A 23,399-nucleotide genomic window follows, 5' to 3' on the forward strand; every position below is an offset into this window, starting at 1 on the left:
GGGTGCACGCCCTCGCCCAGCATGGCCATGCCTTCCATGATGTAGGTCGTGAACACGCGCGAGGTGTAGAAGCCGCGCTTGTCGTTGACCACGATGGGCGTCTTGCCGATCTGCAGCACGTAGTCGAAGCCACGGGCCAGCGTCTCGTCGCTGGTGTCCTTGCCGACGATGATCTCGACCAGCGGCATCTTGTCCACCGGCGAGAAGAAGTGCAGGCCGATGAAGTTCTGCGGGCGGCTGCTGGCCTGGGCCAGGCCGGTGATGGGCAAGGTGGACGTGTTCGAGGCGTACACCGCGCTGGCCGGGATCACGGCCTCGGTCTGCTTGGTGCACTCGGCCTTGATGGCGCGGTCTTCGAACACGGCCTCGATCACCAGGTCGCAGCCTTCGAGGTCAGCGTACGAGGTGGTCGTCTTGATGCGGGCCAGCAGCGCGTCACGCTTGTCCGGCGTGCTGCGGCCACGGGCCACGGCCTTGTCCAGCAGGCCTTGCGAGTAGGCCTTGCCCTTGTCGGCGTTCTCGATCGTGGTGTCCAGCAGCACGACGTCGATGCCCACCTTGGCGGACACGTAGGCGATGCCCGCGCCCATCATGCCGGCGCCCAGGATGCCCAGCTTCCTGACCTTGCTCTCGGCCGGGCCCTTGGGGCGCGACTGGCCCTTCTTGATCGCGTTGAGCTGGTGCCACAGCGTGCCGATCATGTTCTTGCTGGTCTGCGAGACCACACAGGCCGCGAAGTAGCGCGACTCCACCTGCGAGGCGGCGTCGAAATCCAGCAGGCAGCCTTCGAACAGGCAGCTCATGATGTGGGTGATGGCCGGGTAGTTGCCGTGCGCCTTGGCGTTCGCCATCGACGGGGCAATGGCCAGCACCTGCACCACGGCCGGGCTCTTGCTGTCGCCACCGGGGATGCGGAAGCCCTTGGTATCCCACGGCGCGGCGGCCTTGGGGTTGGCCTTGCACCAGGCACGGGCCTTGGCCAGCAGCTCGTCGCGGTTCGCGGCCAGCTCGGTCACCAGGCCCATCTCCTTGGCCTTGGCGGCGGTGAGTTCCTTGCCCTGGGTGATCAGGTCCATGGCCTTCTGGATGCCGATCAGGCGCGGCACGCGCTGGGTGCCGCCGCCGCCGGGTAGCAGGCCCAGCTTCACTTCAGGCAGGCCCAACTTGAGCTTCGGATCGTCGATGGCGATGCGGGCGTGGCAGGCCAGCGCCAGCTCCAGGCCACCGCCCAGGGCCGTGCCGTTGAGCGCGGCCACCACGGGCTTGCCGCTCTTTTCCATGCGGCGCAGCATGCCCTTGAGGTCTTCGCAGAGCTTGTAGGCCTCTTCGGCCGAGGTGATCTGCGTGAGCTGGTCGATGTCGGCGCCGACGATGAAGGTCGGCTTGCCCGAGGTGATCACCAGGCCCTTGAGGTTGGCGTCCGTTTCCAGCTGCTGCACCAGCGCGGCGAAGGGCTCGACCAGCGTCGGGTTGAGCACGTTCATCGCCCGGCCGGGCATGTCGATGGTGACGAGGCCGATGCCGTCGGCATCGATGTCGAATGTGAAGGCTTGTGCTTGTGTCATGTCGTGGCCCTCGGGATCAGACGCGTTCGATGATGGTGGCGATGCCCATGCCGGCACCGATGCACAGGCTGGCCAGCGCGGTGGCCTTGCCGGAGCGCTCCAGCTCGTCCAGGGCCGTGCCCAGGATGATGGCGCCCGTGGCACCCAGGGGGTGGCCCAGCGCGATGGCGCCACCGTTCACGTTGACGCGGTCCAGCGGCACGTTCAGGTCGCGCGCCGTTTTCATCGGCACGGTGGCGAAGGCCTCGTTGATTTCCCACAGGTCGATGTCGCCCGGGGTCATGCCCAGCTTGTTGAGCGCCTTCTGGCAGGCCGGCGTGGGGCCGGTCAGCATGATGGTGGGCTCGGAGCCGATCACCGAGCACATGCGCACGCGGGCACGGGGCTTGAGGCCCGCCTTGATGCCGGCCTCCTTGCTGCCCAGCAGGATCAGCGCGGCGCCGTCCACGATGCCCGACGAGTTGCCGGCGTGGTGGCTGTGGGTCACCTTCTCGATGGTGGTGTACTTGTCGAGCGCGGTGGCGTCGAAGCCCATGGTGCCCATCATCTCGAACGAGGGCATCAGCTTGGCCAGCGTCTCCGGCGTGGTGCCGGCGCGCACGGTCTCGTCGCGGCCCAGCATCAGCAGGCCGTTGAGGTCCTTCACGGGCACGATGGACTTGTCGAAGCGGCCTTCAGCCTGGGCCTGGGCGGCGCGGCGGTGCGACTCGCTGGCGTAGCTGTCCAGGTCATGGCGCGAGAAGCCTTCGAGCGAGGCGATCAGGTCGGCGCTGATGCCTTGCGGCACGAAGGCCGTGCCGCTGTTGATGCGCGGGTCCATCACCCAAGCGCCGCCGTCGCTGCCCATGGGCCAGCGGCTCATGGATTCGACACCACCGGCCACGATCATGTCTTCCATGCCCGAGGCCACGCGCTGCGCGGCCTGGTTCACGGCTTCCAGGCCCGAGGCGCAGAAGCGCGACAGCGTCACGCCGGCCACGCGCTGGTCCCAGCCGGAATCGAGGATGGCGGTGCGGGCGATGTCGGCGCCCTGCTCGCCCACGGGCGTCACGCAGCCCAGCACCAGGTCGTCGACCAGCGAGGTGTCCAGTTGGTTGCGTTGTTGCAGTGCGCGCAGCAGCGTGCTCAGCAGCCACACGGGCGTGGCCTGGTGCAGGCTGCCGTCTTTCTTGCCCTTGCCGCGCGGGGTGCGCACGGCGTCGAAAATGTAGGCTTCGGTCATGGAAGCTCCTTTGTTCGTCAGTGGTGTGTGTTCAATCGAAGCAGGCAGGCATCACAGGAAGCGCGAGGCCAGCTCCTTCATGATCTCGTTGGTGCCGCCATAGATGCGCTGCACACGTGAATCGGCCCACAGGCGGGCGATCGGGTATTCCTTCATGTAGCCGTAGCCTCCGAAGAGCTGCAGGCATTCGTCGATCAGCTTGCACTGGTTGTCGGTGACCCAGTACTTGATCAGCGCGGCGCGGTCCACGCCCAGCTTGCCTTGCAGGTGCGACACCATGGCCGCATCGACCAGCGCCCGCGAAGCCAGCAGCAGGGCCTGGCATTCGGCCAGCTTGAAGCGCGTGTTCTGGAACTGGAAGATGGGCTTACCGAAGGCCTTGCGCTCCTTCGTGTATTCCAGCGTGACCTTCATGGCCAGCTCCATCGCGGCGATGCCGGCCAGGGCGACCAGCATGCGCTCCTGCGGCAGCTGTTCCATCAACTGGAAGAAGCCCATGCCTTCGTTGCCACCGATCAGGTTCGAGGCGGGCACGACCACGTCGTCGAAGAACAGCTCGGAGGTGTCCTGCGCGTCCATGCCGATCTTGTCGAGGTTGCGGCCACGGCGGAAGCCCGGCGCCTCGTCGGTTTCGACCACGAACAGCGAGATGCCCTGCGCGCCCTTGTCCTTGTCGGTCTTGGCCACCACGATCACCAGGTTGGCCAACTGGCCGTTGGTGATGAAGGTCTTGCTGCCGTTGATCTTGTAGGTGTCGCCTTCCTTCGCGGCCAGGGTGCGCACGCCCTGTAGGTCGGAGCCGGTGCCGGGTTCGGTCATGGCGATGGCGCCGACCAGCTCACCCGTGGCCAGGCGGGGCAGCCAGCGCTTCTTCTGCTCTTCGGTGCCGTAATGGAAGATGTAGGGGGCGACGATGCCCGAGTGCAGCGAGCCGCCAAAGCCGCCGATGCCGGCTTCGCCCTGGGCCAGCACCAACGCGGCTTCGTGGCCGAAGTCGCCACCGCCGCCACCGTATTGCTCAGGCGTCGAGGCGCACAGGAAGCCGTTGTCGCCGGCATCGCGCCAGGCCTGGTGGTCCATCACGCCGGCGTGGCGCCAGGCTTCGTCCTTGGGGCCCCACTGTTCGGTCATGAAACGCTTGGCCGAGTCGAACACCATCTTGTGTTCGTCGGTCATCCAGGTGGCTTCGAAATTCTGAATCGGCATGGAATGTCTCTCTCGGTGATCCGTCACAAAAAACCTTGGCGAACACCCGCCGACCTAGGGAAACCACCAAACGGTAATTCCAATTACCCATCCAGAGGCGCCTGGGGTGGGAATCTTGGGCGACACCGGCAGCCGGGTTGTCGCCACTGATTCCTCTGTTGAACGCGTGTTGCGCAGCTTTGCCATGTTGGCAAGAGGCGGCTGACTAAGCAAGCCAAAACGACGTAATCGGTTGACGTATACGTCATTTGGTAAGATCGATTTCCGTTCCGGAAAGACGCCTTGCCTTCTGCCCCGCCCATGACCGAGCCCCACGCGCCCGGCGCTGACGCCGGCCACGAGCCCACCGATCCCAGCGCGAATGACGACCGCCGCGTCATCCTGGCCACCATGCGGCCGGACACGCTCAAACGCATCGAGAAGGCCGTGCTGGAGCTGTTCTCCAGCCAGGATTTCCACGATGTGAGCCTGCTGGACGTGGCCAAGGCGGCCAACGTGTCGCTGCAGACCATCTACAAGTACTTCGGCAGCAAGGAAGTGCTGGTCTACGCCATGCTCGACGTGATGCTGGGTCGCCTGGCCGAGCGCATGATCGACCACCTGCAGGGCATCGACGACGCGCGCGAGCGTCTGCGCAAGACCTGCTGGGTCACGCTGGACTACATGGACAAGCACCCGGCCGTGATGATGCTGCTGTTCACCGCCGTGCCCATCACGCGGCACCGCAACATCCGCATCTACGAGAGCCCCGACCTGATGGGTGCTTTTTTGGGCGTGTTCAAGGACGGGCAGCAGCGCGGCGTGCTCAACGACAAGGTCTCCAGCAAGGTGCTGCTGGACGTGTTCATGGGCATCGTCGGGCGCGTGGTGCTGATGCACATCGTGCGCGGCGAGCAGCGTTCGCTGATCGACCAGTTCGACGAGCTGTTCGGCATCCTGTGGCGGGCAATGTCGATGCCAGGCGAGGCCTGAACAGCTCGCCCTAAAAAACGCAACGCCCTGACGGCACCGCTTCTGCGGCACACGTCAGGGCTGGATCAGCCTGATCGCAATGAACTCAGGCGGCCAACGCCAGTTGGCGCGACGCCACATGCACCGTGCCTTCATGGTGGGCGTGGTCATCCACCTTGAACACGCTCACCACACGCGACAGGTTGGCGGCCTGCTGCTTCATGCTGTCGGCAGCCGCCGCGGCTTCTTCCACCAGCGCCGCGTTCTGCTGCGTGACCTGGTCGAGCTGCTGCACCGCATCGCCCACCTGCGACACGCCCTGCGACTGTTCGCGGCTGGCCGCGCTGATCTCGCCGATCAGGTCGGACACGCGCTTGACCTCGCCGACGATCTCGCCCATGGTCTTGCCCGCGCTGGACACCAACTCCACGCCCGTCTCCACCTTCTGCACGCTCTCGCCAATCAGCTGCTTGATCTCCTTCGCGGCCTGGGCACTGCGTTGGGCCAAGGTGCGCACCTCACCGGCGACCACGGCAAAGCCACGGCCTTGCTCACCGGCACGGGCGGCCTCCACGGCCGCATTCAGCGCCAGGATGTTGGTCTGGAAGGCGATGCCGTCGATCACGCCGATGATGTCGCTGATCTGGCGCGAACTGCCGGAGATGTCGTTCATCGTGGTGACCACGTTGCTGACGATGTCCCCGCCCTTGCGCGCGGCCTCGGAGGCGCGCGATGCCAGGCGGCTGGCCTGGGCAGCCGCCTCGGCGTTCTGCGTGATGGTCGAGGTGAGTTGCTCCATGGACGCAGCCGTCTGCTGCAGGTTGGAGGCCTGCTCTTCGGTGCGCTGGCTCAGGTCGGCATTGCCCATCGCGATCTGCGAGGATGCCGTGCTCACGGACTCCACACCATTGCGCACCTCGGACACCACGGTGCGCAGGCGCGCCACCATCTGCCCCAGAGCGTCCATGAGCTGGGCCACTTCGTCCTTGCCACGGGCCTTGGTCTCGCGGGTCAGGTCACCGTCGGCCACGGCCTTGGCCACCTGCACAGCCAGTTCCAGGGGGTTGGCGATGGCGCGCGAAATCAGATAGCACATCAGTGAGGCCAGGGCAAAGGCCACCACGAACAGGCCCACCGTGCCTTGCAGGCTGGCGCGCTGCATCGCGGCCACAGCCTGGCCATCGGTGTTGGCCATCTTGTCGTTGTACTCGGCCAGGGCCTTGAGCGACAGGCTGCCCTTCTCGAAGGCTTTCAGGCCATCCCTCTGCACCGCAGACAGCGAGCCCGCTGCGTCACCGGCCTGGGCCAGTTGAACCGCCACGTCGGACACCTTCACATAGCCCTGCCAATCGGACATGGCCTGGTTGTAGAGCGCGCGTTCCTGCTCATCGGCGATCGCAGATTCGTAGCTCTTGCTGAACTTGTCGAACTCTTCCTTGTTGAGGCGCAGGTTCTCGACCAGGCGCGGCAGTTCGGACTGCTCGCTGGTGCCGATCCGGTAGTCGCGCGTGCGCAGTCGGGTCGCGGACTCCGCCATCAGCAGGCTGTCGCGCACGCCGGACAGGCGCACATCGATCAAGGCCTGGGTACGCTCACCCACGCGCGCGCCCTGCACACCCGACAACAGGGTGATCAGGCTCATCAACACCAGCACGGTGGCGAACGCGAAGATGAGCTTGCCGCGAACGGACAAGTTTTGAAGCAATGACATGGGCGGGTCTTTCCTTGGCTGAGAGGCAGTGCCGATGTGGACTGCGCTAGGCTGGGGCGACCAGCAATGGAGAGCGGCCGCATGGGTGCCGTGACTATCGGACAGACCTGAACGAGTCTGAACACGGAATACGCGCACTTTTCCGCACTTGTTTTACTTGTACGTTTACGCGTACGATAAAGACCGGATGAACAAGCCGCTTCTTTCCACCAAGCGCAGCCGAGCCTCTGCCAAGAGGCCGGCGCCCCCCTCTCGCGTGCGACGCGGCAACGAGGCCGACCAGCAGGCCCTGCGCCAAGCCGCCCTGGACGCAGCGAAAGCCTTGTTCCGCGAAGGCGGACTGGCCGGCGTGACGATGCGCGCCGTGGCCGCGCGGGTGGGGGTGTCGGCCATGGCGCTGTACCGCTACTTCCCCAGCAAGGCCGACCTGTTGCACGGCCTGTGGGAGAGCACCATCACGGAACTACAGGCCGAATTGACAACTGCCGTGGACGCCGCAGGAGCCCATCCGCAGGCACGGCTTCGCGCCTGGGTGGATGCCTTCCTCTCTTACTACGAGGGGCACCCTGACAGCTACCGCCTGGTGTTCATGCTGGACAGACACGAGACGGAAGCGCCGGAAACGCCATCCTGGGAAGAGCACCCCATCTTCCGCGAAGTGCTGCAGGCCTCCACCGCACTGTCACGCGATGTAGCCGACGCCCTGGGTGGCGACTGCGACGAGGCCCGCCTGCGCCATGCCAGTGAGTTGCGCCTGCTGATGTCGGTGGGTTACCTGCACTCGCGCCTGATCAATACACGGCATCCATGGAGCGACATGCAAGCGCTGCGCGCCACCACGATCAATCTGATCGTGCAGGCCGTGGAAAGCTGTCTGCGCCCTGAGCCCATCAACTGATCAGACCTTGACCTTGGCGCATTCCTGGAAGTCTTTGGCAATGTCCTCCAGCTTTCGCTGCAAGACGCTCAGTTCGCCCCGCCACCTCATCACGGCATCCGACATGGCATTGAACGTGGCCACGACCTTCACTTTCCGCGCCTGTTCGGCCTTCTTGACGCCCTCACGGAGCAACTCGATCTCACCCAGCAGGGTATCCACCGGCCCGCTCATGTTCTTAATGCGGTCCCGCCGGAATCTCATGTCCTTGAGCGTCTTGGCAAGAAGGTCCTTGTTCTCAGCCTGCCAGGCCTTGTCGGACTTGTGTTTCTTGAGCAAGGCTACGGTCTGCTGCAAGTCGTCATGCTCCTCGCGCAACTCCGTCATCAACTTCTTGAGTATGCTAAAACCCTTGTGAGCACTGCTTAACTGGGGAAGAAGCACCAGAGCCGGATCCTGCACACGCATTGCCCTGACCACCTTGTGGACATGCTTGCAGGTCTGATCGAATCTGCTCAGTGATTTGCTGTCCAGCTTCTTGCAGATGAGCTTGAGAACATCTTCCGGCAGGACAGCGGGCATGGTGGCGCCTCCAACCCCGGCCTTGTCGGGGATCGCCTTACCACTCTAGGCCAGCAGCCACCTGCCGACCATCCTGCGTACTAGGGGCTCATACAGGCCCCAGCCGGCCCTCAGACCTTGTCGCGCGTCTTGCTGCGCTTGGCGTCCAGCGCCTGCCGGCTCTGCTGGTTGATCAGGCGCAACTCGTGCAGCGAGGTGTCGATCTCGGCACGCTTGGCCTCCAGGTCGCGGATGGCCGCGTCCGTGGTCTCGATCACGTAGGTGAGCTGCTGCACACGGCCTTCGCCGTGGTCACCGTACATGTCGAGGTAGGCCTTGATCTCGGACAGCGGCATGCCCAGGTTCTTGGCACGCAGGATGCGCGCGAGCCGGGCACGGTCGATCTTGGAGTACACGCGCGTGCCGTTGAGCCGCCGAGGCATCAGCAGCCCCTTGGTTTCATAGAAACGCAAGGTGCGGGCAGACACATCGAAGGTCTCGCACATCTCGGCGATGCCCATCAGGGCGTCATCGCCCACGGTGTCGGTCAGGTCGGAACGCGTGCTCTTGTCCATGCACGGCATTATCCATCCGCAGACTGTCTGTCATGATCGGGATTTTACTTATGCGTGACATCATTGACGTTAACGTCAACAGTAGCTAGATTCGCGGGCATCGATCACACCCAGTGGAACTGCCCCGGATGACCTACTTCAATGAGACCCACGCCATGGTGCGCGAGACTGCGCGGCGCTTCGTCGAGCAGGAGGTCAGGCCGCACATCGACGAATGGGAAGAGGCGGGCGGCTTCCCGCGTGAGGTCTACAACAAGGCAGGCGCCCTGGGCCTGCTGGGCATCGGCCACCCCGAGGCGCTGGGCGGCACCGGCGAGCACGACATCTTCATGAAGATCGCCGTGACGGAAGAGCTGGTGCGCAGCACCTCCGGCGGTTTCGCGGCCAGCATCGGCTCGCTCGACATCGGCCTGCCGCCCGTGTGGCGCATGGGCTCACCCGAGCTGCAAAAGCGCATCGTGCCCGCCGTGCTGGCGGGCGAAAAGATCGCCGCGCTGGCCATCACCGAGCCCGGTGGCGGCTCCGACGTAGCCAACCTGCGCACCCGCGCCGTGCGTGATGGCGACCACTATGTCGTCAACGGATCGAAGACCTTCATCACCTCGGGCACGCGGGCTGATTACGTGACAGTGGCCGTGCGCACCGGCGAGGCCGGCTACGCAGGCGTGTCGCTGCTGCTGATCGAGAAGGGCACGCCGGGCTTCTCGGTGGGACGCGATCTGAAGAAGATGGGCTGGTGGGCCTCGGACACGGCCGAGCTGTTCTTCAGCGACTGCCGCGTGCCGGCAGGCAACCTGATCGGGCCGGAGAACTCGGGCTTTTTGACCATCATGCTGAACTTCCAGACCGAGCGCCTGGCCCTGGCGGTGATGGCCTACATGACGGCCCAGATCGCGCTGGAGGCCTGCCTGGACTACGTCAAGACCCGCGTCACCTTCGGGAAACCCTTGTCCAAACACCAGGTGATCAGGCACAAACTGGCCGAGATGGCCACCAAGGTCGAGATCGCCCGTGAATACACCCTGCACTGCGCGACCCGCATGGCGCGCGGCGAGCAGATCCTCAAGGAGGTGTCCATGGCCAAGAACTTCGCCACCGAGACGTCCGACGTCGTGACCTACGAGGCGGTGCAGATCTTCGGCGGCATGGGCTTCATGCGCGAATCGGTGGTCGAGCGCCTGTACCGCGACAACCGCATCCTCTCGATCGGCGGCGGCACGCACGAGATCATGAACGAGATCATCGCCAAGCAGCTGGCCCTGTGAGGCCCGCGCATCCCGTCCACGGTTCGCAGGATTACCTTTTCAAATAACCAAAACGATATTCAATTGACGTTAACGTCAACTTGACCTAGATTCACGCTCACCATGTCCCAACCCACATCCACCCCATCCCCAGGTGCACGTTACGCCAGCGTGCTGCGCCCTGACGTGTTCAAGGGCCAGGTGCACGTCGTCACCGGCGGCGGCAGCGGCATCGGCCGTTGCGTGGCGCATGAGCTGGCCTCGCTGGGCGCTACCGTCGTGATCACCGGCCGCACGCAGTCCAAGCTGGACGCCACCGCTGCCGAGATCCGCGAAGACGGCGGCCTGGTCGACACCGCCGCCTTCGATATCCGCGACGACGACCAGGTCAAAACGGCCATCGCCGGCATCATCGCCAAGCACGGCCGCATCGACGGCCTGGTGAACAACGCGGGCGGCCAGTTCCCGGCGCCGCTACAGATGATCTCCAAGCGTGGCTTCGAGGCCGTGGTGGCCAACAACCTCACGGGCGGCTTCCTGATGGCACGCGAGGTGTTCAACCAGACCATGCAGAAGAACGGCGGCGCCATCGTCAACATGGTGGCCGACATGTGGAACGGCATGGCCGGCATGGGCCACTCGGGCGCGGCACGCGCGGGCATGGTCAACCTGACCAAGACGGCCGCCTACGAATGGGCCTTCGCCAACGTGCGCGTGAACGCCGTGGCACCAGGCTGGATCGCCTCCAGCGGCATGGACGCCTACAGCCCCGAGATGGCCCCGCTGCTGCACAGCCTGAAAGACAACGTGCCCATGAAACGCATGGGCCTGGAGGCCGAAGTGAGCGCCGTGATCTGCTTCCTGTTGAGCCCAGGCGCGGCCTTCGTCACCGGCATCACCGTGCCCATCGACGGTGGCGCGCCGCTGAACAACGCGCTCTACCCCGTGGCCCCCCACAAGCCTCCAGCCACCTTCGACGGCTTCCACCGCGCGGTGGTGCCGAAGGTGCTCAAGGACATCTGAACCCACACGCCATGCCTGTCCTGCGTTCACAACTCAACCCCAAGTCCGACGCTTTCCGCGCCAATGCCGACCGCATGCGCGAGCGCCTGGACCAGGTGCGCTCGCTCGAGGCCCTGGCCCGCGAAGGCTCGGCCTCCAAACGCGACAAGTTCGACAAGCGCGGCCAATTGCTGCCGCGCGAACGTGTCGCCCGCCTGCTCGACCGCGATTCCATCTTCCTCGAGATCAGCACCCTGGCCGGCTTAGGGATGCACGATGACGACGGCAAGAAGAGCGTGCTGGGCGGCGGCACCATCATCGGCATCGGCACCGTGGCGGGCAAGCGCTGCCTGGTCACTGCCAGCGACAGCGCGCTCAAGGGCGGCACGATCTCGCCCATGGGCCTGCGCAAGGGCCTGCGCGCGCAAGAGATCGCCCGCGAGAACAAGCTGCCCCTGCTCTGCCTGGTCGAAAGCGGCGGCGCCAACCTGATGTACCAGGCCGAGATCTTCGTGGATGGCGGCAAGAGCTTCGCCAACCAGGCACGCCTGTCGGCCATGGGCATCCCGCAGATCGCGGTGGTGCATGGCTCGTCCACGGCCGGTGGCGCCTACCTGCCCGGCCTGTCGGATTACGTGGTGCTGGTGCGTGAACGCTCCAGCATCTACCTGGCCGGCCCACCTTTGGTGAAGGCCGCCATCGGTGAAGACGCGACCGACGAAGACCTGGGCGGCGCCGAGATGCACGCCAGCGTGACCGGCCTGGGCGAGTACCTGTGCGACAACGATGCGCACGCGATTGCGATGGCGCGTGAGCTGATGGACAAGCTGCAGTGGGATGAGGTCTCCGCTGCATCGGGTTCGGCCAAGCCCGTTGCCGCGCCGTTGTTCGACGAAGAAGAGCTGCTCGGCTGCATCCCCGCCGACGACCGCGAGCCCTTCGACACCCGCGAAGTGATCGCCCGCATCGTCGACGGCTCCGACTTCCTGGAGTTCAAGGCCAACTACGCGCCCGAGACGCTGTGCGGCCATGCTCGCATCAACGGCCACCTGATCGGCATCCTGGGCAACAACGGCCCGATCCAGCCACAGGGCTCGACCAAGGCCGCACAGTTCATCCAGCTGTGTGATCAAAGCGGCACACCGTTGCTGTTCCTTCAAAACACCACGGGCTACATGGTGGGCTCGGCCGCTGAACACGGCGGCGCCATCAAGCATGGCTCCAAGATGATCCAGGCCGTGGCCAACGCACGCGTGCCCAAGTTCACCATCGTGCTGGGCGGCTCCTTCGGCGCGGGCAACTACGGCATGTGCGGCCGAGGCTTCGATCCGCGCTTCATCTTCTCGTGGCCTTCGGCCCGCACCGCCGTGATGGGCGGCGCGCAGGCGGCCAAGGTGATGGAGATCGTCACGCGCGGAAAGATGGAACGCGCCGGCATGCCCGTGAACGACGCGATGCTCGAAGGCATGTCCGCCGAGATCAAGAAGCGCCTGGACGCGGAGTCGAACGTGCTGTTCGGCACCGCGCGCCTTTGGGACGACGGGATCATCGACCCGCGCGACACCCGCCGCGTGCTCTCGCTCTGCCTGGACCTGGCCCGCGAGGCCGACCAGCGCGAACTGCGCGGCAACACCTTCGGCGTCGCCCGCCTCTGAGCGATTGCCCCACGCTAAAGCCACCACCCCACCACACAACACAGCGCCCGCCACCACGGCAGGCAACGAGACCGAGGAGACACACCATGCAATTCACCGCCGAACACCGCGCCCTGGCCGAAACCGTCAAGCGCTTCTGCGAACAAGAGATCAACCCGCACATCAAAGAGTGGGAAGAGGCCGAGATCTTCCCCGCGCACGAGCTGTTCAAGAAGATGGGCAACCTGGGCCTGCTGGGCGTGAAGTACGATACGGCCTATGGCGGCATGGGCCTGGATTTTTCGTACTCGATGGTGGTGGCCGAAGAGCTGGGCGCCATCCCCTGCGGCGGCGTGCCCATGGCCATCGGCGTGCAGACCGACATGTGCACCCCGGCCCTGCACCGCTTCGGCTCGGATGAACTCAAGCGCGAGTATCTGGCACCCTCCATCGCCGGCGACATGGTCGGCTGCATCGGTGTTTCGGAAGCCGGTGGCGGCTCCGACGTGGCCGCGCTCAAGACCACGGCCCGCACCGAAGGCGGCGACTACGTCATCAACGGCAGCAAGATGTGGATCACCAACGCCATGCAGGCCGACTGGTGCTGCCTGCTGGCCAACACCTCCGAAGGCAAGGTGCACGAGAACAAGTCGCTGATCATGGTGCCGATGGATGCCAAGGGCATCACCAAGCAGAAGATCAAGAAGATCGGCATGAACTCGTCGGACACGGCGCAGATCTTCTTCGACAACGTGCGCGTGCCCAAGCGCAACCTGATCGGCATCGAAGGCACCGGCTTCATGATGCAGATGCTGCAGTTCCAGGAAGAGCGCCTGTACGGTGCCTCCAACTCGCTGAAGATGCTCGACAAGCTGATCGACCTGACCATCGACTACTGCCGCGAGCGCCACACCTTCGGCAAGCCCCTGCTGGACAACCAAGTCATCCACTTCCGACTGGCCGAGTTGCGCACCGAGGTCGAGGCCCTGCGCTCGCTGACCTACCGCGCGGTTGAGGAATACGTGGGCGGCAAGGACGTGACGCGCCTGGCCTCGATGGCCAAGCTCAAGTGCGGCCGCCTGATCCGCGAAGTGGCCGACAGCTGCCTGCAGTACTGGGGCGGCATGGGCTTTACCTACGACAACCCGATCTCGCAGGCCTATCGTGACGGCCGCCTCGTGTCCATCGGTGGTGGCGCCGACGAGATCATGCTGGGCATCATCGCCAAACTCGAAGGCACGCTGCCCAAGAAGGTGCGCTGAACCATGGATGCCTCGTCCTTCAAGACCATCCAGGCCACGGTGGATGCGGGCGTGTGCACGCTCACGCTCAACCGGCCCGAGGTGCGCAATGCCATGTCGCTGGCCATGGTCAACGAGCTGCTCGACGCGCTCAAGCAGGCCGAGGGCGACAGCGCCGTGCGCGTGGTCGTGCTGCGTGGCGCGGGTGGGCACTTCTGCGCCGGCGGCGACATCTCCGACATGGCGCAAGCCCGCATGAAGCTGGCGCAGGCCCAGGCTGAAGGCACGGTGGGTGATCAAGACCCGGTCGCCGCGTTCAACGCCCAGTTCGGGCGCCTGTGCCTGGCCTATGCCCGTTCCCCCCTGCCCATCGTCACGGTGCTCGAAGGCACGGTGATGGGCGGCGGCTTCGGTCTGGCCTGCGTGTCGGATGTGAGCCTGGCCGCCGAGAGCGTGGCCTTCCGCCTGCCCGAGACCGCCCTCGGCGTGATCCCCGCGCAGATCGCGCCCTTCCTGGTCGAGCGCATCGGCTACGCCGAGGCCAAGCGTCTGGCCGTGACCGGCGCCAAGGTCGATGCCTCGCAGGCGCTGACCATCCGCCTGGTGCACGAGGTGGCGCCCGATGCCGCCGCGCTGGAAGACGCGCTGCAACGCACCGTCGCCAGCATCCAGGCCTGTGCGCCCGGCGCCATCGCCGTGACCAAGGGCCTGTTGGCGCGCGCGCGCATCGAACCGGCCGACACGCTGATCGACGAAGCCGCCCTGCTCTTCTCGCGCGCCGTGCTCAGCGACGAAGGCCAGGAAGGCACCAGCGCCTTCATGCAGAAACGCAAACCCAAGTGGGTTCCCCAAGCCACTTGAACCACACACGACCATGCTGACCAAGATCCTGATCGCGAACCGCGGTGAGATCGCCTGCCGCGTGATCCGCACGGCCCGCAAACTGGGCTACCGCACTGTCGCTGTCTACAGCCAGGCCGATGCCAACGCACCGCACGTGTCGCTGGCCGACGAGGCCGTGTGCATCGGCCCGGCCGCCGCGTCCGAGTCCTACCTGAAGGTGGACGCGCTGCTCGACGCAGCCCGCCGCACCGGCGCCAACGCCATCCACCCCGGCTACGGCTTCCTGTCGGAAAACGCCGGCTTCGCCCAAGCATGCGCGGATGCTGGCGTCACCTTCATCGGCCCTTCGCCCGAAGCTATCCGCGTGATGGGTGACAAGGCCGGCGCCAAGAAGGAGATGATCAAGGCCGGCGTGCCCACGGCACCCGGCTACCTGGGCGCCGACCAGAACGACGACACGCTGATCGCCGAGGCCAAGCGCCTGGGCTACCCGCTGCTGGTCAAGGCCGTGAGCGGCGGTGGCGGGCGCGGCATGCGCCTGGTGCATCAAGACAGCGAACTCGCGCAGGCCATCACCAGCGCACGCCGCGAAGCCCAGAGCGCCTTCGGCGACGGCACGCTGATGCTGGAACGCCTGGTCGAGAACGGCCGCCACATCGAGATCCAGGTCTTCGCCGATGGCCACGGCAATGCCGTCTACATCGGCGAGCGTGACTGCACGGCACAGCGCCGCCGCCAGAAGGTGATCGAGGAATCGCCCTCGCCGGTGGTGAGCCCCGAGCTGCGCAAGGCCATGGGCGAGAGCGCCGTGCTGGCCGCCAAGGCGATCAAGTACCAGGGCGCCGGCACCATTGAGTACATCGTCGACCAGGAACTGAACTACTACTTCCTGGAGATGAACACCCGCCTGCAGGTGGAACACCCCGTCACCGAGATGATCTCGGGCTTCGACCTGGTGGAGTGGCAGCTGCGCGTGGCCGACGGCCAGCCCCTGCCCGTGACGCAGGACCAGATCACCTACACCGGCCACGCCATCGAGGCCCGCCTGTACGCCGAAGATCCGTACAGCGGCTTCGCACCGCAGACCGGCCCCATCGCCTGGTGGCGCCCGGCCGCGGCCCTGTACGACGGCGTGCGCATCGACGACGGCATCCGCGAGGGTGGCGAGGTGTCGCCCCACTACGACCCGATGGTGGCCAAGCTGATCGTGCATGGCCGCGACCGCGCCGACGCCATCCGCCGCCTGATCGCCACGCTGGACGACGCGCCGCTGCTGGGCCTGAAGAACAACGCCCGCTTCTTGCGTGATCTGGTGGACCACGGCCGATTCCGCGCCGGCACGATGACCACCACGCTGATCGACCAGTGGCAGACCGATGGCGAGGCCTTGCTCAACAAGCCGCAAGCGCCGGAAGACGCCTGGCTGCTGGCCGCCGCGCTGTTCGCTGCGCGCGCAGCCGGTGGTGCCGCCCCCTCCCGTACCCTGCGCGCCGACAGCGTCACCGCCTACGACCTGCCCCTGGTCCACGAAGGCACGCGCCGCACGCTGCGCACCCGCCCCGATGCGAATGGCGTGGTCCACGTGCAGCCCGCACCCACCGAGGCTGCACAAGCACTGCGCCTGATCGACCAGGGCACGGACGCCCGTGGCGGCCTGGTGCGCTTCGAACTCAACGACGTGCAACGCAAGGTGCTGGCGGTGCAGCTCGGCACCGAGCTGCACCTCGTCATCGACGCCGCCACCTTCGTGTTCACCGAGGCCTCACCCTGGCCCGACCAGAACGCCGCCCAGGACCCGAGCCGCGCGCTGGCCCCCGTGGCCGGCACCGTCGCCCAGGTGCTGGTGAAACCCGGCGACACCGTGGCCGAGGGCCAGCAACTGCTGAGCATCGAGGCCATGAAGATGGAAATGTGGCTCACCGCCCAGGCCGCCGGCACCATCAAGGCCGTGCACGCCAAGGTGGGCGACCAGGTGCAGGCCAAGGCCCTGCTGATCGACATCGAACTTGAGACGAACAAGGACTGACACCATGGACAAGGCCATCCTGACCTGCGCGCTGACCGGCGTGCTCACCGACCCCGCCCAGCACCCCGTGCCCGTCACGGCCGCCGAGATGGCCGCCGCCGCACGCGAGGCTTATGACGCCGGCGCCTCCATCATGCACGTGCACTTGCGCCAGCAGGCCCCAGGCATGGGCCGCCTGCCAAGCTGGGATCCGGAAGTCGCCGCCGAGATCGACACCGCCATCCGCGCCGCCTGCCCCGGCGTCATCATCAACCTGACGACCGGCGTGGTCGGCAAGGACATCTCCGGCCCCGTGGCCTGCATCCGCCGCGTGCGCCCCGAGATCGCCGCCTGCAACGCCGGCAGCCTGAACTACCTCAAGATCAAGGACAACGGCCAATGGGCCTGGCCGCCCATGCTGTTCGACAACACGGTCGACAAGGTCAAGTCCATGATCGACGTGATGCACGAAACCGGCACGCGCCCCGAGTTCGAATGCTTCGACGTGGGCATCGTGCGCTCGGTGGGCATGTACCGCAAGGCCGGCATGACCGACCACCTGGAGTACAACTTCGTGATGGGCGTGGCCTCGGGCATGCCGGTGGATGCCGACCTGCTGGCCCTGCTGGTCAAGTACCGCGAGCCCGGCACCGTGTGGCAGACCACGCTGATCGGCCGTGAAGAGATCTGGGCCGTGCACCAGGCCACGGCTGATCTGGGCGGCATGCTGCGCACCGGCGTGGAAGACACCTTCTACCTGCCCGGCGGCGCCCGCACCACCGGCAACGGCCAGCTGATCGAAGCATTGGCCCAATGCGCCCGCAACGCCGGCCGCGAGATCGCCAGCCCTTCCGAGGCCCGCCAGTTGCTGGGCCTGAAGGGCGGCAGCCAGCACGGCGCCGACGCGCCGCAAGCCGCCGCGGCCTGACCATGAGGCCCGACGCGATTTCGCGTCACGGCAAACAGCCCTGGGGAACACCCCTGCATGTCGCGGGGTGTTCCTTGCTGTCGCCTCGCATCATGGACGGCGGTTCAGGCAAGCTCCTACAGTCGCGGCTCCTGATCCAACACGACCCGACTGCCATGCCACCCGCCATGTCCGCCGCCCTGTCGCCCGACACCGCCCCTCACGCGCTCACACCCGGCCAGGCCCCTCGCCTGTCCACGGTGATGTCCGGCCCTGTGCGGCTAGCCGTCAAGCAGTGGGGGGATCCGCGCCGGCCCACCATCGTGCTGGTACACGGCTACCCGGACAACAGCGCCGTGTGGCACCCCGTGGCCGATCTGCTGGCACGCGACTTCCACGTGGTGGCCTACGACGTGCGCGGCGCCGGTCAATCCGACCGTCCCGCCCGCATCCGCGACTACAAGCTCGACAAGCTCAAGGACGATTTCGTGGCCGTGATCGACCAGGTCAGCCCGGACAAGCCCGTGCACCTGGTGGCGCACGACTGGGGCTCGATCCAGAGCTGGGAAGCCGTCACCGAGCCAGCCCTGCAGCACCGCATCCTGTCGTTCACCAGTTGCTCCGGCCCCTGCCTGGACCACATCGGCCACTGGTTCCGCCAGCGCCTGGCGCACCCCACCTGGCGCAACGTCAAGCAGTTGCTGATCCAGTCGGTCAAGTCCTGGTACATCTACTTCTTCCAGCTGCCGCTGCTGCCAGGCCTGCTGTGGCGTGCTGGCGTGGGCCGAGCCTGGCCCAAGCTCGTGCGCCTGCTGGAAGGCACCCAGGTGGAGACCAACCCCACCCAGGTGGCCGATGGCGTGCACGGCGTGCAGCTCTACCGTGCCAACATGCTCCCGCGCCTGCTGCGCCCCCGCAACCGGCCCACCACCGTGCCCGTGCAGGTGCTGGTGCCGCGCCGCGACCTGTACGTCAGCCCGTGGCTGACGGAAGACCTGCACCGCTGGACCGACAAGCTCTGGCGCCGCGAGTACACCGCAGGCCACTGGATGCCCGCTTCGCACCCGGGCGAGATGGCCGGCGCCATCCGCCGCTTCGTGCAGTTCACCAGCCGCCCGGCCGCCGCGGCCTGATCCGGCCAGGCCCTCGCCGGCCTGACTCCCTGGTGCCAGTGGGGCCTTGGCCTCAAGCCAGCTTGCACCCGCGTCGAAATCACGGCATATCCGAACCTGCGAACACCAAACATCTCAGGGGACATGCCGCCCAGCCACGATCCGCCCTCGACCATGGATGGCGCCGCCCCTCTGGGCACCTCCTGGCTGACGGGCTCCCACCCCGACACCCGGCATGCCATCGGCCGCCTGGCTTGGCTGCTGCCGCCCTACGGCGTGAGCTGCTCGGTGCTGGGCCTGGCCGTGTGGATGGGCCTGCTGCACGGCTGGAAGGTGGCCTTCATCACCGTGTTCAGCTTTGGCGGCCTGGCCGTGTTCTATGCCCTGATGCGCAGTGGCTGGCACCTGCGCCATCGGGAGCCCACGCTGGCCTATGCCCGCGTGCTGTTCAGCCTGGCCTGCGTGGCCCTGTCCTACGCCCTGCTGCCCCCGGTGCGCGGCCTGGCGCTGCAGTACCTGTGCATCATCCTGGTCTTCGACATGAACCGGCTCACGCCGCCCCAGGTGCGCGCGGCGGCCATCGCGGCGCCGGTGCTGATCGTGGGCATGCTGCTGGTGGCGGTGCACCTGGGTTTGAGCACCGCCGATGTCGACACCGAAGTGATCAACCTGGCCATGGCCGCCGCCATGGGGCCGGTGCTGCTGATCGTCTCCGGCACGGCACGGCGCATCCGGCGGCAGATGCTGGACACCCGCACGGAACTCACCCGCACGCTCGACCGCACCCAGGCCCTGGCCATTCGCGACGGGCTCACCGGCCTGTACAACCGCCGGCACCTGCAGCAACGCCTGGCCGAAGAGCTGCTGCGCCAGCGGCGCAACCACCGCCCTTTCTGCGTGGCGCTGCTGGACATCGACCACTTCAAGCAGATCAACGACCAGCACGGCCATGCCTCGGGCGATGCCGTGCTGCGCGCGGTGGCCCGCCTGCTGCCTGCCGCCATGCCCCCAACGGCACTGTTGGCCCGCTGGGGCGGCGAAGAGTTCCTGCTGCTGTTGCCCGACACTGCACTGGCCCCGGCCCGCGACGTGCTGCAGCGCCTGCACCAGGCCATGGCTCAGGAGGACTGGCCTGGCCTGGTGCCCGGCCTGAAACCGGTCACGTTCTCGGCCGGGCTGTGCCAGAGCGTGAGCACCGACGAGGTTCACCGCACCCTGGAGCGGGTCGACCAGGCCCTGTACGAGGCCAAGGCCCTGGGCCGTGACCGAACCATCGTGCAAGAGGCCCCATGAGCCCGCAGCACAGCCCACCACCCTGGTCCCGGCTGCGTCGCCAGGTGGGTGATCTGCTGCTGGGCACCGAACCACGCATGCGCAGCCGCCTGCTCATGTGCCTGCTGGCCAACTCGCTGTACCTGGGCTGGATCCTGTTCATCCCGCTGTACATCATGCCCCGGGGGCTGGTCTCGCAGGGCGCTGCGCACTTCTTCATCGCCCACCAGTTCATCGCCCTGGTCACCTTTTACCCGCTGGTGCGCAGCGGCCTCACGGCCCGCTGGGGCGACCCCGGCCTCGTGGTTCCCCAGATCGTGTGGGCCTGCGTGGTGCTGGTCGTGGGCTATGCGATTTCGCCGGTGGGCCGCGCCGTCAGCCTGCAGACGCTCTCGCTCATCCTGGTGTTCGGCTTTCTCAGCCTGCGGCCACGCGCCGCGCTGTGGACCGGCGTCGGCATGATCGCCATGCTGCTGGCGATGCTGCTGTGGTGCCTGCTCACGGCGCCCCCTGATTTCGAACCGCGCCTGCAGTCGCTGCTGATCCTGACCACCTGCGCGATCCTGGGGCTGCTCACCTGGCAATCACATGGCTTCGCGCTGCGACGCCAGCGCCTGTCGGCCGATCGCAACGCGCTGGCCACCGCGCTGCAGGAGGTCGAGGTGCTGATGCAGCACGACCCGCTGACAGGCCTGTACAACCGCCAGCATCTGCAGGGCCGGCTGGAGGCCGAGCGCGAGCGCGCACGGGCCGGCGGCCACCGCTTCTGCGTGGCCCTGATCGACCTTGATCACTTCAAGCACATCAACGACCGCCACGGCCACGCCATGGGCGACCACGTGCTGATCACCTTCGCACGACAGGCCCAGGCCGTGCTGCGCGAGACCGACACCATCGCCCGCTGGGGTGGCGAAGAGTTCCTGATCATGCTGCCCGACACCGAACCGGTGGACAAGGCCGGCATCGCCCTGCGCCGGTTGCGCGAAGGCCTGCGCCGCACACCGGTGAGCGACGAGGCACCGCAGATGCGCGTGACCTTCTCGGCCGGCGTGGCCGAATGGTCCCAGGGCGAAAGCATCGACCAATTGCTGGACCGGGCCGACAAAGCCCTTTACGAGGCCAAGCGGCAAGGCCGTGACCGCGCTGTGCAGGCCCCCAAGCCCATCCCGGAGCCCTTGCAGCCCCCCGCACCACCCAGCCCGCACTGATCCCCTGAACGCGGTGCGTACTTGTCCTGATTCACGAATCCTCGTGGCCGGCCAAAAATAGTTCACCAACTGAACATTTTTTTAAGTCATCGCTCCGAGGAGGACACCGACATGCGCATCCGCTCCCTGCTGCTGAGTTGCAGCCTCGCCCTGCCCAGCCTGTTTGGCGTCGGCCCGCTGGCCCACGCCGCGCCGGCAGCCAGCACCACCGCCCAGACCAAGTACCCCATCGTGCTGGTGCACGGCTTCATGGGCTTCAAGGAGATCCTGGGCGTCGACTACTTTTACCAAGTGCCCGACGACCTGCGTAAAAACGGCGCCAAGGTGTACGTGGCCGCCGTCTCGCAGGTCAACAGCGCCGAGGTGCGCGGCGAACAACTGCTCAAGCAGATGCAGCAGTGGGCCGCGACCGATGGGGTCACCAAATTCAACCTCATCGGCCACAGCCAGGGCGGCCCCACGGCCCGCTATGTGGCTGGCATGGCCCCCCAACTGGTGGCCAGCATCACCACCGTGGGCAGCCCCTCCCGCATGATCGCCTCGGATGCAGACAACAGCGTCAACGACCTGATCAACAATTACAGCCAGCTCACCAGCGGCTTCGGCTCGTTCGTGGCGTGGATCTCGGGGCAGTCGAAGCTGCCCCAGAACGTGGATGCCATCAAGAACTTCGCCGACGAGGTCAATGCCTTCGCCAAGCGCTTCCCATTGGGCGTGCCCCGCACCTACTGCGGGCTGGACGGCAAGGAGTTCGAAGGCGGCATCTACTTCTACTCCGTCACCGGCAACAAGGCCAAGACCAACGGCTGGGATATCTCCGATGCAGCCATGGTCGATGGCACCACGCCCAGCGACGGCGTGATCAGCGTGTGCTCGGCCCGTTTCGGCAAGGTGCTTCGGGATGACTACCCCTGGAATCACATCGACGAGATGAACCACGTGTTCGGCCTGCTGGGCAAAGGCGCACCGGATCCTGTGGCCTTCTACCGCACGCAGGCCAACCGGCTCAAGCTCAAGGGCCTGTGATCACGACCAAGCGGGAACACCGCTTGCCGCCAGGGCGTTCCACCTTCACCGCAAGGAGACACCCATGACACGCAAGCTCATTCCCGCCGCCGTGGTGGCCGCATTGACGGCCGCCAGCGGCTTGGCGCACGCCCAATCCACCCCACCGGGCGTGATCGTCGCGCCAGGCGTAGCCGTCACCCCGGGTGGCATGCCCACCGCGCCCACGCCCGTGGTGCCAGGGGCCATCCCGCGCGTGAACGTGGTACCAGGCACCAACGACCGCGCCGCCAGCCCACTGCCCAGTGCGAGCAACGCGGTGTCGCCCCAGGCCGGGTCTCTGTCGGGCTCGGTAGAAGACCGCAACCGTTCGCAAGGTGACCGGCTGGGCACCCCTTATGGCAACGGGAGCATTTCACCCAGCGGCACTGGTAGCTTGAACGGCACCAGCAGCTCTCCCGGTTCCTTGACCCGTTGACGACGGTGAGCCCTTCGTAGGCACGCACCGACATCAGCATCGGCCATCGCCGGCTGTATACAAGGCGTCATGGTGACACCATGGATTCCAAGCGGCGGACCCACCGTCGCACATGGAATGAAAGGGAATCACCATGACGACCAAGATCGTGAAGACCCTGGAGACCGACACCCCGCTGCCAGAGATCCAGGCCCGCTGGGCACACGTCGCCCTCTACGCGGACATCATGCCCAGCGTGATCAACGTGCGCTCACTGGGTGATCAACGCTGGCGTTGGCAGACTGCCGATGGTGAATGGCTCATCGACGAGGTGCAGCAACGTGGCGACCAACTCGTGAGCTGGCAGGCACGCCAGGGCGATACCGTCTACCGTGCCACCGTGCTGTTCACGCCCATCGACCACGGCCGACGCGCCCGCATCGTCTACACACGGCACTACGCGCACGGCCTGGCAGCGGATGCCCCACGGCAGGCCATCGAGGCCGACATGCTGACCACGTTGCGCCGCTCTGCCGGCCTGCTGGACCGAACCGGCGACGAGCCCATCACCGTGCCCGACATCGCTGCGGCGGCTTCTGCCGAAGCGCCCTTGTCGCACGTGCTCGAATCCGGTGAAACGCTGCAGGCCACGCTGGCCGAAGCCGCCGATGCCTGGGCCCGTTCCATGACGGCATCGATCACGCTGCTGAACTCGACCATGTGGCCGGCGATGCAGGCGCAGCAGCGCAAGCAGAAGCAGGCCGACAAGCAATCCGAACTGCAGGCCTGAGCACCCCGCGC

The 23,399-nt window shown here is 66.4% G+C and carries 21 protein-coding genes; 15 read left to right on the forward strand and 6 right to left on the reverse strand.

The annotated features are described in order from the left end of the window. The 3 genes from WAQ08_RS14170 to WAQ08_RS14180 form a co-directional block, all read right to left on the reverse strand. Positions 1-1,565: 3-hydroxyacyl-CoA dehydrogenase NAD-binding domain-containing protein (locus WAQ08_RS14170; RefSeq protein WP_422192272.1), on the reverse strand; the 1,565-nt coding region annotated here is incomplete at its 3' end. A 16-nt stretch (positions 1,566-1,581) separates the two neighbouring features. After that, positions 1,582-2,787: an acetyl-CoA C-acetyltransferase gene (locus WAQ08_RS14175; protein WP_422192274.1), complete on the reverse strand. Its 1,206-nt coding sequence runs from the start codon at positions 2,785-2,787 to the stop codon at positions 1,582-1,584. A gap of 51 nt (positions 2,788-2,838) precedes the next feature. Next, a complete protein-coding gene (locus tag WAQ08_RS14180) occupies positions 2,839-3,993 on the reverse strand; it encodes an acyl-CoA dehydrogenase family protein (RefSeq protein ID WP_422192275.1) in 1,155 nt (384 codons plus the stop codon). Positions 3,994-4,293: 300 nt separating this feature from the next. Between WAQ08_RS14180 and WAQ08_RS14185 the strand changes: the two genes are divergently transcribed. Continuing rightward, a complete protein-coding gene (locus WAQ08_RS14185) occupies positions 4,294-4,965 on the forward strand; it encodes a TetR/AcrR family transcriptional regulator (RefSeq protein WP_422192276.1) in 672 nt (223 codons plus the stop codon). An 85-nt stretch (positions 4,966-5,050) separates the two neighbouring features. On the opposite strand, the gene WAQ08_RS14190 is transcribed toward WAQ08_RS14185, so the two are convergent. After that, positions 5,051-6,655 (reverse strand): methyl-accepting chemotaxis protein, encoded by a 1,605-nt coding sequence (locus WAQ08_RS14190; RefSeq protein ID WP_422192277.1) that lies wholly within the window; start codon positions 6,653-6,655, stop codon positions 5,051-5,053. 187 nt (positions 6,656-6,842) lie between these two features. Between WAQ08_RS14190 and WAQ08_RS14195 the strand changes: the two genes are divergently transcribed. Next, positions 6,843-7,553, forward strand: a complete 711-nt coding sequence (locus WAQ08_RS14195) for a TetR/AcrR family transcriptional regulator (protein WP_422192279.1) — start codon at positions 6,843-6,845, stop codon at positions 7,551-7,553. Here WAQ08_RS14195 and WAQ08_RS14200 read toward each other — a convergent pair whose 3' ends face one another. Both WAQ08_RS14200 and WAQ08_RS14205 read right to left on the reverse strand, forming a co-directional pair. Further along, positions 7,554-8,114, reverse strand: a complete 561-nt coding sequence (locus WAQ08_RS14200; protein ID WP_422192281.1) for an F-box protein — start codon at positions 8,112-8,114, stop codon at positions 7,554-7,556. A gap of 110 nt (positions 8,115-8,224) precedes the next feature. Beyond that, positions 8,225-8,668 (reverse strand): MerR family transcriptional regulator, encoded by a 444-nt coding sequence (locus WAQ08_RS14205; protein ID WP_422192283.1) that lies wholly within the window; start codon positions 8,666-8,668, stop codon positions 8,225-8,227. 128 nt (positions 8,669-8,796) lie between these two features. Here WAQ08_RS14205 and WAQ08_RS14210 point away from each other — a divergent pair, with 128 nt between their 5' ends. The 13 genes from WAQ08_RS14210 (at position 8,797) to WAQ08_RS14270 (ending at position 23,388) form a co-directional block, all read left to right on the forward strand. Further along, the gene (locus WAQ08_RS14210) at positions 8,797-9,933 is read left to right on the forward strand and encodes an acyl-CoA dehydrogenase family protein (RefSeq protein ID WP_422192285.1); all 1,137 of its coding nucleotides are present in this window, start codon (positions 8,797-8,799) and stop codon (positions 9,931-9,933) included. Between the two features lie 102 nt (positions 9,934-10,035). Continuing rightward, on the forward strand, positions 10,036-10,935 hold the full coding sequence (locus WAQ08_RS14215) for an SDR family oxidoreductase (RefSeq protein WP_422192287.1): 900 nt from the start codon (positions 10,036-10,038) through the stop codon (positions 10,933-10,935). Positions 10,936-10,946: 11 nt separating this feature from the next. Continuing rightward, entirely contained in the window at positions 10,947-12,569 is a 1,623-nt protein-coding gene (locus WAQ08_RS14220) for an acyl-CoA carboxylase subunit beta (RefSeq protein WP_422192288.1), read from the forward strand. 86 nt (positions 12,570-12,655) lie between these two features. Further along, entirely contained in the window at positions 12,656-13,810 is a 1,155-nt protein-coding gene (locus tag WAQ08_RS14225) for an acyl-CoA dehydrogenase family protein (RefSeq protein ID WP_422192290.1), read from the forward strand. 3 nt (positions 13,811-13,813) lie between these two features. Further along, entirely contained in the window at positions 13,814-14,650 is an 837-nt protein-coding gene (locus tag WAQ08_RS14230) for an enoyl-CoA hydratase/isomerase family protein (protein WP_422192292.1), read from the forward strand. 13 nt (positions 14,651-14,663) lie between these two features. Then, positions 14,664-16,658, forward strand: coding sequence for an acetyl-CoA carboxylase biotin carboxylase subunit (locus WAQ08_RS14235; RefSeq protein WP_422192294.1), 1,995 nt, complete (start codon positions 14,664-14,666; stop codon positions 16,656-16,658). A 4-nt stretch (positions 16,659-16,662) separates the two neighbouring features. After that, entirely contained in the window at positions 16,663-17,565 is a 903-nt protein-coding gene (locus WAQ08_RS14240; RefSeq protein WP_422192295.1) for a 3-keto-5-aminohexanoate cleavage protein, read from the forward strand. A gap of 167 nt (positions 17,566-17,732) precedes the next feature. Next, positions 17,733-18,677, forward strand: a complete 945-nt coding sequence (locus WAQ08_RS14245) for an alpha/beta fold hydrolase (protein ID WP_422192296.1) — start codon at positions 17,733-17,735, stop codon at positions 18,675-18,677. Positions 18,678-18,800: 123 nt separating this feature from the next. Further along, a complete protein-coding gene (locus tag WAQ08_RS14250) occupies positions 18,801-19,949 on the forward strand; it encodes a diguanylate cyclase domain-containing protein (protein WP_422192298.1) in 1,149 nt (382 codons plus the stop codon). Beyond that, positions 19,946-21,136, forward strand: coding sequence for a diguanylate cyclase (locus WAQ08_RS14255; protein ID WP_422192300.1), 1,191 nt, complete (start codon positions 19,946-19,948; stop codon positions 21,134-21,136). The genes WAQ08_RS14250 and WAQ08_RS14255 overlap by 4 nt, the downstream gene beginning before the upstream one ends. A 111-nt stretch (positions 21,137-21,247) precedes the next feature. Then, positions 21,248-22,162, forward strand: a complete 915-nt coding sequence (locus WAQ08_RS14260) for an esterase/lipase family protein (RefSeq protein WP_422192301.1) — start codon at positions 21,248-21,250, stop codon at positions 22,160-22,162. A gap of 64 nt (positions 22,163-22,226) precedes the next feature. Continuing rightward, positions 22,227-22,619: a hypothetical protein gene (locus WAQ08_RS14265; RefSeq protein ID WP_422192303.1), complete on the forward strand. Its 393-nt coding sequence runs from the start codon at positions 22,227-22,229 to the stop codon at positions 22,617-22,619. A 133-nt stretch (positions 22,620-22,752) separates the two neighbouring features. After that, positions 22,753-23,388, forward strand: coding sequence for a hypothetical protein (locus WAQ08_RS14270; protein ID WP_422192304.1), 636 nt, complete (start codon positions 22,753-22,755; stop codon positions 23,386-23,388). The last annotated feature ends 11 nt before the right edge of the window (positions 23,389-23,399 follow it).

The sequence above is a fragment of the Aquabacterium sp. genome, assembly GCF_049274795.1.
Classification (GTDB): domain Bacteria; phylum Pseudomonadota; class Gammaproteobacteria; order Burkholderiales; family Burkholderiaceae_C; genus Aquabacterium.